The sequence below is a fragment of the Bifidobacterium sp. LH_416 genome, assembly GCF_056357055.1.
On the sequence record NZ_JBKEVJ010000007.1, the window covers coordinates 92,444 to 106,736 of the forward strand.

Sequence of the window (14,293 nt, forward strand, 5' to 3'; positions counted from 1 at the left end):
CATGGCCACTCAATATGCTGCAATACCACGCTCGAGCAGACGCTCATGGCGAGCGCTGAAACGCTGCGCTCACCGCATCAAACGTGCTGTAGGCGCATACGTCTCTCCATGGGGCTGGTCGGTAGGCGCTGCTGCAGTGGTTTGCTTAGCATTATTCCCCGTTGTGGGGTGGCATGAGCTTCTTGCGCTTGGCATCATCGCAACAGTGATGCTACTAGCCGCCATCACGCTGTCTCTTGGCAATACACGGTTTGAAGCGCATATCAGCGCATCAAACCGCCGTGTGACCGTAGGCGATGCCATGCGCATCATCGTCGATATTGACAATGCAGGGAAAACATCCACCACTCATGCGCGAGGCGACCTCCCTCTTGGAGAAACCCATGAGCGGTTTTCTATCCCCATGCTGTCTCCAGGCCAATCCAAGCGCACCGAATTATCATTTACAACAGTTTCGCGTGCTGTGCTTACCGTTGGTCCTCTGCGGATTCGCAAAGGTGATCCTTTTGGACTGATTCGGCATGAAAAGCAGATAGGCGAGCGTCTCACCGTGTTTATTCATCCTAAAACCGTGCGATTGAATACGCTGAACGCTGGTATTCCTCGAGATCTCGAAGGTCAGCCGTCCGGCCAGATTGTCGATGATGATCTCGATTTCTATGGGTTACGCGAATACACTCCTGGCGATGACGTGCGCAACGTGCACTGGCTCAGCTCCGCAAAAACCGGCTCACTGATGATTCGTCAATATGAGGCCACTCGGCGTACGGATACTTCATTGACTATTGGCGTTGATCCTAACGATTACGCCTCAGCTCAGGAATTCGAGATGGCTGTGTCCATTCACGCGTCCATTGGTGTGAAATGTTTAGCGCAGAATCGACCCGTATATACGCATGCTGGACAGTCCTATACGCGTCCGCGTAATGCCATGGAGCTGCTCGATGCCGCCAGTGGCATCGCTCCTGACCGTGATGATAATCCCAATCTGACCGTGAATACTCTGATGCATGCTCCAGACGCATCATTCTATTTCTTCATCGTAGGCTCATTAAAGGGCGTTGATCAGATTAAGCGTATGGTCAAAGCATTGCCTCGTTCTGCTCGATGCGTAGTATTGCAAGCCAGTTTCGGATCGAACCGAGCGATTCAGCATTTCGGCAACTTCACCTTAGCCACAGTGGGTGAATTAGATGATCTTCCACTCATCATGGGAGTGCTCGCATGACCAGTATTCCCAATCCAGCGCTTCAAGCAGTCTCTGAAAACGAGCTGCCCACATTCACCGGAGCCTCCACGACCGGCTCATGGGCCGATTCCACTCACTCCGTTATCTGGATGACCCGCGGCGGCATGCGGCATGGCTTGCAAGGCGCGCAACGCTCTTGGATACGGTACAGCGTCAGCCTCATCGTCATTATGCTGCTCATGCTTATTGCTCAGGCCAATCTCATCGACGTATACGGCGAACCTGTGCAGTGGGCGGTTGCCGCAGTACTTTCTACTGTGCTCGGCGCGCTTATTGCGTTTGCCGGGCTTCAGCCTGCACTGCGTCTATGGTGGCAGACCGTCTTCTTGGTTATTGCCCAGTTCATTATTGGGCCAGTCATCACGCTGAATTCCACCACTACAGCCCACATCATCCCCAGTCTCAATACGCTGAGCCAAGGCTGGGAAATGACATTCGGCTCATTTAAATATGTGATTTCCATCGAACCGCCCATCGGCGCCGCAGATGGCAGCCTGATGGCCGTATGGACCATAGGATTGTGGCTGACATTCCTCTCCTCAATCTTTACGCTTACCACTAACACGTGGCTATCTTTGGCCAGCGCATTGCCTCTTGCCGCAGCCATGGCCGCATGTGCACTATTGGGCACGCAGACCGGATGGTATCGCGCGGCCAGCGGTATCGCATTCACGCTGCTGCTTATTGTCTGGCTTTCCTGGCGGCTTGGATTAATGGAGTGGGGCCGTTGGCTCTCGGCATTGCTTATCCTGCTTATAGCTGCAGCGCTGGCTTTTGCAGGCACTGTGGTGGTACCGCAGAATCGTATGGTACTCAGGGATTATTATGATCCGCCGATCAGCCCGTACGATTACACCAGTCCGCTGAGCGGCATGAGATCATATATCAAAGAACATAAGGATGATGTGCTGCTCACCGTTACTGACCTGCCGGCTGGCACTCCAGTCAGATTAGCGGTGATGGATCGCTTTGATGGTTCGGTATGGAATCTTTCCGATTCCTCTGAAGCATCTGATTCCTCGAATTATCGCCGAGTAGGCACATCGATTTCTACGCGTGAGCAAGGCAAGCGTTTTACAGCTCAGTTCACGGTTCATGAGGGTCTGAACGATACTTGGCTTCCTCTGGCTGGCGCTGCTTCCAGTGTTCGGTTTGCTGATCGTCATGATGCTGATACGTTCTATTACAACACTGATACTGACTCCGCTATTTTCTCCTCCGGTACACGTCAGGGCATGACTTATACCGAATCTGGCATTATTCCTGACATTCCCAGCGAGAAGGAAATCGAGCAAACTGATGCTGCGCGAATCAGCCAGCCAAAGGCTGAAGATGTGCCTGACTCGGCGAACAAACTAGCCACATCCATTGCCGGTGGGCAGGCATCCGGCGGCGCTGCAGCTACGGCATTGGCTGATACGTTGAAGGATTCCGGCTGGTTTTCTCATGGTTTGCAGGGCGATTATCCTTCAGAAGCCGGGCACGGTAATTACCGCATCAATAAGCTGCTGGCAGGAACCGCTATGGTGGGCGATTCCGAACAATATGCTTCGGCTATGGCTTTAATGGCGCGAGAACTCGGCTTGCCTTCGCGTGTGGTGATGGGTTTTCTGCCTAAAGATAAGGATGGCAGCATTTCCGAAGCGCGCACTACAACCTCCGGGCATACCACCACGATTGAATTCACTGGCAATGATGTCACCGCCTGGGTGGAAATCAAATTGCAGGGATTCGGCTGGGTAGCTTTCTACCCCACTCCCAAGGAAACCAAAGTTCCTGATGATAATCAGAATCTGACCCCACCTAATCCTCAAACCTTGGTGCGCCAGCCACCGGTTCCGCTCACTAATCCGCTGCGTGATCAGGCGCAAGCCTCAGGGCAGAGTTCGCTTTCTGGTGCGGATGCCGATGACCAGCCGCCGAGCCTGTTCTGGATTCGATTCTGGCGTGTGACTCGCGCAGTGGCTCTCTATGGCAGTCCGCTATGGACGGTTCTGATTATTTGCGCGATGATACTGGCGTTCAAAGCGATTCTGCTGGCACGAGCCCGCCGCTATGGGTCTGCACAAACACGTGTGGCATCAGGCTGGAATGCCATCTGTGCTTTGGCTGCGCAAAGTGGTGTTGCTGTGCACGGTACGCGCCGTGACCAGGCTGATGATATAGCCCGGCAACTCAATACATCAGGTGAAACACTGCAGCAGCTATGCCGTGAAGCCGATTACGCCACGTTCTCCGGCAATGCCATACTATCCGAACAGGCGAGCCAATATTGGGCACAAGTAGATACATTGCGAGCAACAATGCTGCGCTCGTTGCCGCGTCTACGGCGAATACGAGCACGACTTTCCTTAAGAAGTGTGCGTATACTTGCACACAAGCGCACAACGAAGCCGCATACCGCGTTGTTTAGCCGCATTCCAAGCCGACGCAATAAGGGGAAGACATCATGACCGCAAGTTCCATTCGCGTAGCGATGGCGAGCGATCGTGGTCGTAAGCGCAGCAATAATCAAGATGCAGGGCTAGCCCGCCAAGGCGTGTACGTAGTGTGCGATGGCATGGGAGGCGGACTCGGCGGCGAGCGCGCAAGCCAACTTGCCGTACAGCGATTCGCTATGTTGTCTGATATTCGTCATCGCAACCGGCACGATATTCATCAAGCGTTGCAAGACGCCCATCAGCAGATTCTTGCGTTAGGCCGTGAGCTTGGCGGTGTTGCCGGAACCACCCTATGTGGTCTGGTGCTCCCCCGCATTCCTTCACTTCCGGCACCGGATTCATCACAGTCTTCGGCAAATCAGAACTGTGATATGCAACAGGCGTATGTGGTGAATATTGGTGATTCACGCACGTATCATCTCAATCCACAATCGCATATCAATCCACCGATCAGTACTCCTTTATGGGATGCTGCGTCGCTCACTCGCATCACCCGGGATCATTCGCAACGGCAAGAGGCCATTGACGCAGGGCTGCTGACGCCTGAAGCAGCGGAAGCTTTGATACCGCGTAATATCATCACCCAATGTTTAGGCGACCCGGACGGTATCGATGCTGATTTGTACGTGGCTGACCTCACCGGCAGATACATTATCTGTTCCGACGGTTTGCACGGCGAGGTTCCCGACGCTGTCATCGCTCAAATAGCTGCCGCGTACGCAGATCCTCACGATGCAATGCAAGCATTGATGCAAGCGGCACTGGAAGCCGGAGGCAAAGACAACATTACGATTATCGTTGCCGATATGCCTGTACCAGAGCCGGAACAGCATGACTTCACTGTTTTTCGGCTTGGTGAGAATGAAGATTTAGGTGCCATTGATGACACCACCTTGCAAACATTACGTACTATTCGCTCAGCTCATGTATAGCTCATATAAGGAGGCAATCTCATGGTTGATTATGATGCTGCAGTAGCCGCAGTGCAAGATCCTAACGCTGACCCAATTTTGCTGGCAAAAATCGCCTACGAAAATCCTGAATTCGGAGCCAATGTCGCAGTAAATCCTCGCTGTTACCCCGGATTGAAGCGCTGGCTGGCTGAGTTCGGTGATGCGCGCGCTCGAGAAACACTGGCTCAAATCGGATTCACCGCGGATTCGATTGGCGGGCCAATCCATGATCAAACCGCCCCTGAGCAGGTTACTTATGCTGCTCAACCTGCGGCACAATACGAGCAGCCTGCAGTACAACCACAACCAATGACCCAGCCTACGCAATCTCCAGCACAGACCACTGTTCAGGCTGAAGTTCACGCTCAAGTCCAGCCAGAGCCGCAGTCTCAGATTCAGTCTGAACCGCAAACGCAGCACATGTTTGAGGAACCCACGCCTACGAACCCTTATGGATTCACTGTTGAGCAGGCGCTGACCACAACCGATCAGATGCAGATTGCACAGATTGCTCAATATGCTCCGGAACTTCGCGTATGCATTGCCCGCAATCCTCATGCTTATCCAGCTTTAGTGGATTGGCTACATCAGCTTGGCGATCCGGCTATTGATGCTGCATTGGCTACTCGTAAGTGAGAGGATCCGCGATGTCTGTCTTGCCTTATCCTCCGGCACCTGAACCCGGCTGGTATGCCGACGATCCGCAGCCGAGCAATGATGCATTGGCTCATGATGCATTGCCTCATGAATCTGAATCATTGATGATCGATGCCTCATTGCAAGACCTGCATAACAACAGCATCGAAGATTGGGATAGCACAGTACTTTCCTCGTCATTCACCAGCAAGGCTCCGCAAACCAAGTACCGGTTGCATAATGATGTGACCGGCCAAGATATTGTGATTGACACCAGTACGCTGCTCGGACGCAAACCCTCGTTGGATGTGCCTCAAGGGGCTAAAGCTGAACGGATTGACGATCCTACACGAACCACTTCGCGCAATCATGCGGCCATCAGTATCGACGCCAATGGCACGGTGTGGATTGAAGACTACGGTTCCTTAAACGGTACTTATATTCTTCAGAATGGTCAGGAAATCCAGGTGGTTCAAGGCCAGCCGGTAGAGATTACTGCTCCTGTAACGATACGGTTGGGCGATTTGTTCTTCGAATTCACTCAGCTGCAGTAGATATAACTGCCGGTACTGGTGATCGACTCATACCGGCTTAACACTTGGCTTCGCACTGCAAGCTCAAGGGGCTTGGAACGTTGCCGTTCCAAGCCCCTTGAGCTATGTATCTAACGTGACCGAGTCAGTCAGCCTGGCTCAGTCACTATGTCTCACTGCTGATCGTCGCCGTCGGTCAGACCGCCCTGATCGGAGTAGAAATCGTCAGGGTTAAAGTCGTCACCGAGCTTCAGATCGCCGAACTCAAGGTTCGAGAAGTTCAGGTCAGACAGGTCTGCATCGGAGAAGTTGGCGTCGCCAAGGTCACCGTCACCGCCCAAACCGAAGTTCGGGTAGATGGTGTCGCGGATGGCCTTGTCGGGCTCCACCACAGCGTTGCGGTAACGGGCGAGGCCGGTACCAGCCGGGATGAGCTTACCGATGATGACGTTCTCCTTGAGGCCCTTGAGGTCATCAACCTTCTCGGAGAGTGCGGCTTCGGTGAGCACGCGGGTGGTCTCCTGGAAGGATGCGGCGGACAGCCAGGAATCGGTAGCCAGGGAGGCCTTGGTGATACCCATCAGAGCCGGACGGCCGACTGCAGGCTTGCCACCGTTCTTGACCACGTTGCGGTTGATCTCGCGGAAGCGTGCGTTGTCCACCAGCTCGCCCGGCAGCAGATCGGTGTCGCCGGAGTCGATGATGGTGACGCGGCGGGTCATCTGGTGCACGATAACCTCAATGTGCTTATCGTGGATATCCACGCCCTGGGAGCGGTACACGGTGTGCACTTCTTCCACAATGTTCACCTGAGCGGCGCGCTTGCCGAGGATGGTGAGGATCTTCTTCGGATCCACAGAACCTTCGACCAGCTGGGTGCCGACCTTGATGTGGTCGCCATCGGCAACCTTCAGCGGCACGCGCTTGGACACCTGGTAGGTGATCGGCTTGATGATGCCCTCTTCCTTCGGAGCGCCAGAATCAGCGTCCGGAGTCAGAATGATCTGGCGGCCGCGATCGTTCTCCACGATCTTGATGGTGCCAGCGAACTCGGTGATCGGAGCCTCGCCCTTCGGGGTACGAGCCTCGAAAAGCTCGGTAACACGAGGAAGACCCTGGGTGATATCGGATGCGGCAGCAACACCACCGGAGTGGAAGGAACGCAGCGTCAGCTGGGTACCAGGCTCACCAATGGACTGTGCAGCAACGATACCAACGGTTTCGCCAACATCGACCAGAGTGTTGGTGGCCAGAGACCAGCCGTAGCACTTGGCGCACACGCCGCGCTTGGATTCGCAGGTCAGCACGGAACGGCACTTGACCTCTTCCACACCGTGGGCAACGAGGTCGTTGAGCACATCCATGGACAGGGCATCGTCACGCTTGTACAGCACGGTCTGGCCGTCAGCCGGGTCGATGACGTCGGCAGCGAGCAGACGGGAGTACGGGCCACCGTCAGCAGCCTTGACGAGGGTCAGGTTGCCGTCAGCGTCGCGGTCGGCCACGCGGATCATCAGACCAGCCTTGGTGCCGCAGTCCTCTTCGCGCACAATCACGTCCTGGGAAACGTCCACCAGACGACGGGTCAGGTAACCAGATTCTGCGGTACGCAGTGCGGTATCGGCCAGACCCTTACGTGCACCGTGCTGGGAGATGAAGTACTCCAGCACGGACAGGCCGTCACGGTAGTTGGACTTCACAGGACGAGGAATAATCTCACCCTTCGGGTTTGCCACGAGGCCACGCATACCTGCGATCTGGTTGATCTGCATCATGTTGCCTCGTGCACCAGACTGCACGATGATAGCCAGGTTGGAGGTCGGGTCGAACTTGTCCTCGACTTCCTTAGACACTTCAGCGGTGCATTCGGTCCACAGGTCGATGAGTTCCTGACGGCGAGCTTCCTCGGTCAGAAGACCCATCTCGTAGTTGGCGTTGACCTTATCAGCCTTGGCCTCGTACTCGGCGATCTTCTGGTCGCGTTCCGGCGGCTCGTTCACGTCGGAGAAGGCGAAGGACACGCCAGACCACGGAGCGCGGGTGAAGCCGAGATCCTTCAGGGCATCCAGCGTCACGGCCACCTGCTGAGTGGAGTAACGCATAGCGATGTCATCGACGATCTTGGACAGACGGCCCTTGGCCACCTGATCGTTGACGAACGGGTAGTCAGTCGGCAGGGTCTGGTTGAACAGGATGCGGCCGTAGGAGGTTGCGAACAGCACGCTGCCGTCGTGGAAGCGCTCTTCCTTGGCAACGTCGCTTTCGCCTTCGCGCGGGTCGAGTACCTTGACTTCGCCCGGCTCCCAGTTCTTCGGGAGCACGAAGGTCTCAGGCAGGCGGATGAGCACCTTGGCCTGCATGTCGATCTCGCGACGGTCGAGGGCCATTTCGGCTTCCTCGAGGGAGGAGAACACGCGGCCCTGGCCCTTGGCGCCTTCCAGCACGGTGGACAGGTAGTACAGACCGAGGATCATATCCTGAGAAGGCATGGTCACGGTGTGGCCGTCTGCCGGCTTCAGAATGTTGTCGGAAGCCATCATCAGGGAGCGGGCCTCAGCCTGAGCTTCGGCGGACAGCGGCAGGTGGACTGCCATCTGGTCACCATCGAAGTCGGCGTTGAAGGCGGCGCAGGCCAGAGGCGGCAGGTGGATGGCCTTACCTTCCACCAGAATCGGCTCGAAGGCCTGGATACCCAGACGGTGCAGCGTAGGTGCACGGTTGAGGAGCACCGGATGCTCGGAGATGACCTCTTCGAGCACGCCCCACACTTCGGAGTCACCACGGTCCACAAGACGCTTGGCGGACTTCATGTTCTGAGCGTAGTTCAGGTCCACAAGGCGCTTGATCACGAACGGCTTGAACAGCTCGAGAGCCATCGGCTTCGGCAGACCGCACTGGTGCATACGCAGGGACGGGCCAACCACGATCACGGAACGGCCAGAGTAATCGACTCGCTTACCGAGCAGGTTCTGACGGAAACGACCCTGCTTACCCTTGAGCATGTCAGACAGGGACTTCAGCGGACGGTTGGATGCGCCGGTGACCGGGCGACCACGACGACCGTTGTCGAACAGGGAGTCGACTGCTTCCTGGAGCATGCGCTTTTCGTTGTTGAGCATAATCTCCGGAGCGCCGAGCTCAATCAGTCGCTTCAGACGGTTGTTACGGTTGATCACACGACGGTACAGATCGTTCAGATCGGAGGTGGCGAAACGGCCACCGTCGAGCTGAACCATCGGGCGCAGATCCGGCGGGATGACCGGAATCACGTCAAGTACCATGGCCTCCGGCTTGTTGCCAGTGGTCAGGAAGGCGTTGACAACCTTCAGGCGCTTCAGGGCCTTGGTCTTACGCTGTTCGGAAGCGTCCTTAATCTCTTCGCGCAGTTCCTTGGAAATCGCTTCGAGGTCGAGGGACTGCAGACGCTTCTTGATAGCTTCTGCACCCATGCAGCCGTCGAAGTAATCGCCATAGCGATCCTGCATTTCGCGCCACAGATCCACATCGTCGACCATGTCGCCGGGCTTGAGCTTCTTGAACTTATCGAAGACAGCGTCTACGCGGGCAATCTGATCGTTGTAGCGAGTACGGATGGCAGCCATATCGCGCTCGGCACCGTTGCGCAGCTTGGCGCGAGCCGGCCCCTTGGCCTCGCCGGCCTCTTCGAGAGCAGCGAGATCCTCTTCCACCTTCTTGGCACGGGCTTCAATATCGGCATCACGGCGCTGCTCGAGACGCTTGATCTCGGAATCGAACTCGTCCTGCAGACCAGGCATGTCATTGTGACGGGTCTCATCATCCACTTCGGTGACCATGTAGGAAGCGAAGTAGATAACGCGCTCCAGGTCCTTCGGAGTGACGTTCAGCAGGTAGCCGAGACGGGAAGGCACACCCTTGAAGAACCAGATGTGGGTAACCGGAGCGGCCAGCTCAATGTGGCCCATACGCTCACGGCGCACACGAGAACGGGTCACTTCGACGCCGCATCGCTCGCAGACGATGCCCTTGAAGCGCACGCGCTTGTACTTACCGCAGGCGCATTCCCAGTCACGGGTCGGACCGAAGATCTGTTCGCCGAACAGACCGTCCTTCTCAGGCTTCAGAGTACGGTAATTAATGGTTTCAGGCTTCTTGACTTCGCCGTGGCTCCAGCCGCGAATGTCATCCGCGGTGGCCAGGCCGATGCGAAGCTTGTCAAATGCGTTGACGTCCAGCACTTATTAATCCGTTTCTTTATTTGAGGTTCCGCTTGTTCCTTTATCCGGGAGCTGCGGGCTAAGAAGCACCTGCATGCTCAGCGGAACCTTGTTTTACGTTATTTATTCACGGTATGGAGGTTCCGCGCACTCCGGCTTATCGCAGCCGGAGCTTTATCGCGCGGAACCCATGGGATCACTGGTATTCGGGCTCTTCTGCCTTCTGGTCTTCCTTGGCGGCCGCATCAGGGCGGGCACCAATGTTGAAGCCCAGATCGTCGGCGGAGCTCACCGGATCGTCTTCCTCATCCTTCATATCGATGGCCACGCCTTCGGCGTTCAGCACTTCGACGTTCAAGGACAGGGACTGCATTTCCTTCAGAAGCACCTTGAAGGACTCAGGGATGCCTGCCGGCGGCAGGTTCTCGCCCTTCACGATGGCGCCGTAGACGCGCACGCGGCCGTCAACGTCATCGGACTTGGTGGTCATCATCTCGTGCAGCGTGTAAGCAGCACCGTAGGCCTCGAGGGCCCACACCTCCATCTCACCGAAGCGTTGGCCACCGAACTGGGCCTTACCGCCGAGCGGCTGCTGGGTAATCATGGAGTACGGACCAGTGGAGCGGGCGTGAATCTTATCGTCGACCAAGTGGTGCAGCTTCAGCATGTACATGTAGCCAACGGAGATCTGCTTGGTGTACGGTTCGCCGGTACGGCCATCGAACAGGGTTGCCTTACCATCCGGGCCCACGAGACGATCGCCATCGCGGTTCGGCAGCGTGGTGGACAGCAGGCCCTTCAGCACCTCAGGCTTAACACCATCGAACACCGGAGTTGCCACCGGGGTGTTCGGCTCAGCCTTCTCAGCACCGGACGGAATCAGCTTCTTCCACTCGGCTTCCAGGTTTGGATCGAGGGAGATGTCCCAACCGGAGTGAGCGATCCAGCCAAGATGCAGCTCGAGCACCTGGCCGAGGTTCATTCGGGAAGGCACACCCAGCGGGTTCAGCATGATGTCAACCGGAGTACCGTCGGCGAGGAATGGCATATCCTCTTCCGGCAGAATACGGGAGATGCAGCCCTTATTGCCGTGGCGGCCGGAGAGCTTATCGCCCACGGTGATCTTACGGTGCTGGGCAATGTAGACGCGAATCATCTGGTTCACGCCGTTGGGCAGCTCGTCGCCGTCCTCCTCAGCATCCTCGCGGGTGATTTCCTTGACGCCGATAACGGTACCGGTCTCGCCGTGAGGCACGCGCAGGGAGGTGTCACGCACCTCGCGGGACTTCTCGCCGAAGATGGCGCGCAGCAGTCGCTCTTCCGGAGTCAGCTCGGTTTCGCCCTTCGGGGTCACCTTACCAACCAGAATGTCGCCGGCTTCGACTCCGGCACCGATACGGATGATGCCGCGCTCGTCGAGGTTGGCTACCGCGTCCTCGCCAACGTTCGGCAAGTCGCGGGTGATTTCCTCGGCACCAAGTTTGGTTTCGCGGGCGTCGATCTCGTATTCCTCGATGTGGATGGAAGACAGGGTGTCATCCTGCACAAGGCGCTGGGAGATAATCACAGCATCCTCGTAGTTGTAACCATTCCAAGGCATGAAGGCGATGAGCAGGTTCTTACCCAGAGCCAGGTCACCGTTCTGGATGGCCGGGCCGTCAGCCATAACCGAGCCAGCTTCCACACGCTCGCCGTCGTGCACGATCGGGCGCTGGTTGTAGCAGGTGGTCTGGTTGGAGCGCTGGAACTTGGCCAGCTTGTAGGAGCTGGTGGTGCCATCGTCGTTCATCACGCGAATCAGGTCGGCGGAGACATAGGTCACTACGCCGTCCTTCTCAGCCTTGATCACGTCGCCGGAGTCGTTGGCTGCGCGCCATTCGGAACCGGTACCCACCAGCGGGCGCTCGGATTCGATCAGCGGCACGGCCTGACGCTGCATGTTGGTACCCATCAGGGCTCGGTGGCCCTCATCGTGCTCCAGGAACGGAATCAGGGAAGCACCGAGGGAGACCATCTGGCGAGGTGAGACGTCCATGTAATCGACGGAGCTCACCGGCACATCGACTGCCTCTTCTTCGCCGACTCGAGCAAGGGCGGACTTCTGTACAAAGTTGCCGTTCTCGTCGAGTTCCTGGTTTGCCTGAGCGATGACGTGGTCGAGATCGCGATCTGCGGTCATGTATTCGACTTCGTCGGTTACATGGCCGTTGACGACCTTACGGTACGGGGTCTCGATGAAACCGAACGGGTTCACACGGCCGAAGGTTGCCAGGGAGCCGATAAGACCGATGTTCGGGCCTTCAGGAGACTCGATCGGGCACATACGGCCGAAGTGAGACGGGTGCACGTCTCGCACTTCCATGGATGCACGGTCACGGGACAGACCGCCAGGGCCCAGAGCGGAGAGACGACGCTTGTTCGTCACACCGGACAGCGGGTTGTTCTGATCCATGAACTGGGAGAGCTGGGAAGTACCGAAGAACTCCTTGATGGTGGCGTTCACCGGGCGAATGTTAATCAGGGACTGCGGGGTGATGGCCTCGGCGTCCTGAGTGGTCATACGCTCGCGCACAACGCGCTCCATACGGCTCAGGCCGGTGCGCAGCTGGTTCTGGATCAGCTCGCCGACCTGGCGAATACGACGGTTACCGAAGTGATCGATATCGTCCACATCCACGCGCAGATCGATATTCTCACCGTTGCGGGTGCCGGCAAAGGTCTTGGCACCATCATGCAGAGCCACCAGGTACTTGATAGTGGCGATGATGTCTTCCTGGTGCAGGGAACGATCGTTGAAGTCAGCCTCAAGACCGAGCTTGCGGTTGATCTTGTAACGGCCGACGCGGGCCAGATCGTAGCGCTTGGTGTTGAAGTAGAAGGAATCCAGCAGGTTCTTACCGGCTTCCGGGGTCGGGGTATCAGCCGGACGAATCTTGCGGTAGAGGTCAACCAGAGCCTCATCCTGGGTTTCCAGGGTTTCACGCTGCAGTGCATCGAGCACGAGCGGGCAATCCTTGAAAGCTTCAGCAATTTCAGGCTTGGTCATACCAATAGCCATGAGGAATACGATGGCGGACTGCTTACGCTTGCGGTCCACGCGCACCTGCGGCTGATCCCTCTTATCGATTTCGAACTCGAGCCATGCGCCACGAGACGGAATGATCTTGGCACCGAAGACTTCCTTATCGGAAGTACGGTCCTGCTGACGGTCGAAGTACACACCCGGGGAACGCACGAGCTGGGAGACGATGACTCGCTCGGTGCCGCCGATGATGAAGGTACCGTGCGGGGTCTGCAGCGGGAAATCACCCATGAACACAGTCTGGGACTTGATTTCGCCGGTGTCGCCGTTCTCGAACTCAGCGTTCACGTAAAGCGGTGCGGAGTAGGTGTAGTCCTTTTCCTTGCACTCCTGAACCGTGTGACGCGGCTCCTCGAAGTACGGGTCGGAGAAGGTAAGAGACATGGTCTGGGCGAAATTCTCGATTGGGGAGATCTCGTTGAAGACCTCGTCGAGGCCAGAGGTGTGGGCAACGGTGTTGGTGCCGTTGGCCTCGTCCTCTTCGACGCGCTTCTTCCAGCGCTCGTTGCCGATCAGCCAATCAAAGCTGTCGGTCTGTACGCCCAGCAGGTAGGGTACATCAATAGGCTCTTTGATGGAGCCGAAGTTCACGCGATCCGACGCCTTGTGCAGGTCAATGTCATGCTGGTCGGCGCGTGCGATGATGGTAGTGGTGTTCGTCGTAGCTGTATTAGCCAATGGACGTTCCTTATCGCTCGCTAAAGTTGTGGTATTCCCCTGGGAGCGCGCGCATGGCCACCATATGCCTATGCGGACGCTTCATTGTCGACGGCATGCCCGCAATATGACACACCTCATGCAAATTACAAAGAATAGCGATATAGGTCGACAAATAACAGCTAACCCCATCCCCGTCAGAGGTCGTTTAGCAGTTCTGATCCTAACCAGTAATCGTTAATCTCGAATGCCCATAATTCGCAATTCTCAAATCCGATTACTGACCTGTCTATACTTAAATTGCAAACGTACGTTACAAAGTTTACGGAAAGATGGTGAATGACATGACCGTGCATTCCCTGAACCATCTGCAGGCTTTTAGTCCCACTTCAAGAGATTTCCTCAGCTCCCCATCCACTGTTGCAATTAAATTTTTGGCTATTCGCTGTTTGTGGTGGGTGATGGTCAGGTGGTGGTGACGGCTTTGATGTCGAGTTTGCCGCAGGTCAGGTAGATCATGGTGGCGAAGTAGTCCATGTTGCGAAA

At 56.5% G+C, this 14,293-nt stretch carries 8 protein-coding genes; 5 read left to right on the forward strand and 3 right to left on the reverse strand.

All coding sequences use genetic code 11. From position 1 onward, the window contains the following. Position 1 precedes the first annotated feature (1 nt). From AC1AY0_RS11410 to AC1AY0_RS11430, 5 genes are all read left to right on the forward strand, one after another. Positions 2 to 1,228 (forward strand): DUF58 domain-containing protein, encoded by a 1,227-nt coding sequence (locus AC1AY0_RS11410; RefSeq protein WP_476524319.1) that lies wholly within the window; start codon positions 2 to 4, stop codon positions 1,226 to 1,228. Then, positions 1,225 to 3,702 carry a transglutaminase-like domain-containing protein gene (locus AC1AY0_RS11415; RefSeq protein ID WP_476524317.1) on the forward strand — a complete coding sequence of 826 codons (2,478 nt, stop codon included), beginning with the start codon at positions 1,225 to 1,227 and terminating at the stop codon, positions 3,700 to 3,702. The genes AC1AY0_RS11410 and AC1AY0_RS11415 overlap by 4 nt, the downstream gene beginning before the upstream one ends. Next, positions 3,699 to 4,622 (forward strand): PP2C family protein-serine/threonine phosphatase, encoded by a 924-nt coding sequence (locus AC1AY0_RS11420; RefSeq protein ID WP_476524315.1) that lies wholly within the window; start codon positions 3,699 to 3,701, stop codon positions 4,620 to 4,622. Before AC1AY0_RS11415 ends, AC1AY0_RS11420 begins: the two co-directional genes overlap by 4 nt. A gap of 21 nt (positions 4,623 to 4,643) precedes the next feature. Continuing rightward, positions 4,644 to 5,279 (forward strand): variant leucine-rich repeat-containing protein, encoded by a 636-nt coding sequence (locus AC1AY0_RS11425; protein WP_476524313.1) that lies wholly within the window; start codon positions 4,644 to 4,646, stop codon positions 5,277 to 5,279. 125 nt (positions 5,280 to 5,404) lie between these two features. Further along, entirely contained in the window at positions 5,405 to 5,833 is a 429-nt protein-coding gene (locus AC1AY0_RS11430) for an FHA domain-containing protein (protein ID WP_476524402.1), read from the forward strand. A 152-nt stretch (positions 5,834 to 5,985) separates the two neighbouring features. Here AC1AY0_RS11430 and AC1AY0_RS11435 read toward each other — a convergent pair whose 3' ends face one another. The 3 genes from AC1AY0_RS11435 to AC1AY0_RS11445 all read right to left on the reverse strand — a co-directional run. Next, a complete protein-coding gene (locus AC1AY0_RS11435) occupies positions 5,986 to 10,029 on the reverse strand; it encodes a DNA-directed RNA polymerase subunit beta' (RefSeq protein WP_476524312.1) in 4,044 nt (1,347 codons plus the stop codon). A 175-nt stretch (positions 10,030 to 10,204) separates the two neighbouring features. After that, a complete protein-coding gene (gene rpoB / locus AC1AY0_RS11440) occupies positions 10,205 to 13,768 on the reverse strand; it encodes a DNA-directed RNA polymerase subunit beta (protein WP_476526463.1) in 3,564 nt (1,187 codons plus the stop codon). A 301-nt stretch (positions 13,769 to 14,069) separates the two neighbouring features. Continuing rightward, positions 14,070 to 14,293: hypothetical protein (locus tag AC1AY0_RS11445; protein ID WP_476526465.1), on the reverse strand; the 224-nt coding region annotated here is incomplete at its 5' end.

Coding starts and splice junctions, on each gene's coding strand:
- AC1AY0_RS11410 (WP_476524319.1), top strand. CDS start 2: ATGGCCACTCAATATGCTGCAATACCACGCTCGAGCAGACGCTCATGG.
- AC1AY0_RS11415 (WP_476524317.1), top strand. CDS start 1,225: ATGACCAGTATTCCCAATCCAGCGCTTCAAGCAGTCTCTGAAAACGAG.
- AC1AY0_RS11420 (WP_476524315.1), top strand. CDS start 3,699: ATGACCGCAAGTTCCATTCGCGTAGCGATGGCGAGCGATCGTGGTCGT.
- AC1AY0_RS11425 (WP_476524313.1), top strand. CDS start 4,644: ATGGTTGATTATGATGCTGCAGTAGCCGCAGTGCAAGATCCTAACGCT.
- AC1AY0_RS11430 (WP_476524402.1), top strand. CDS start 5,405: ATGATCGATGCCTCATTGCAAGACCTGCATAACAACAGCATCGAAGAT.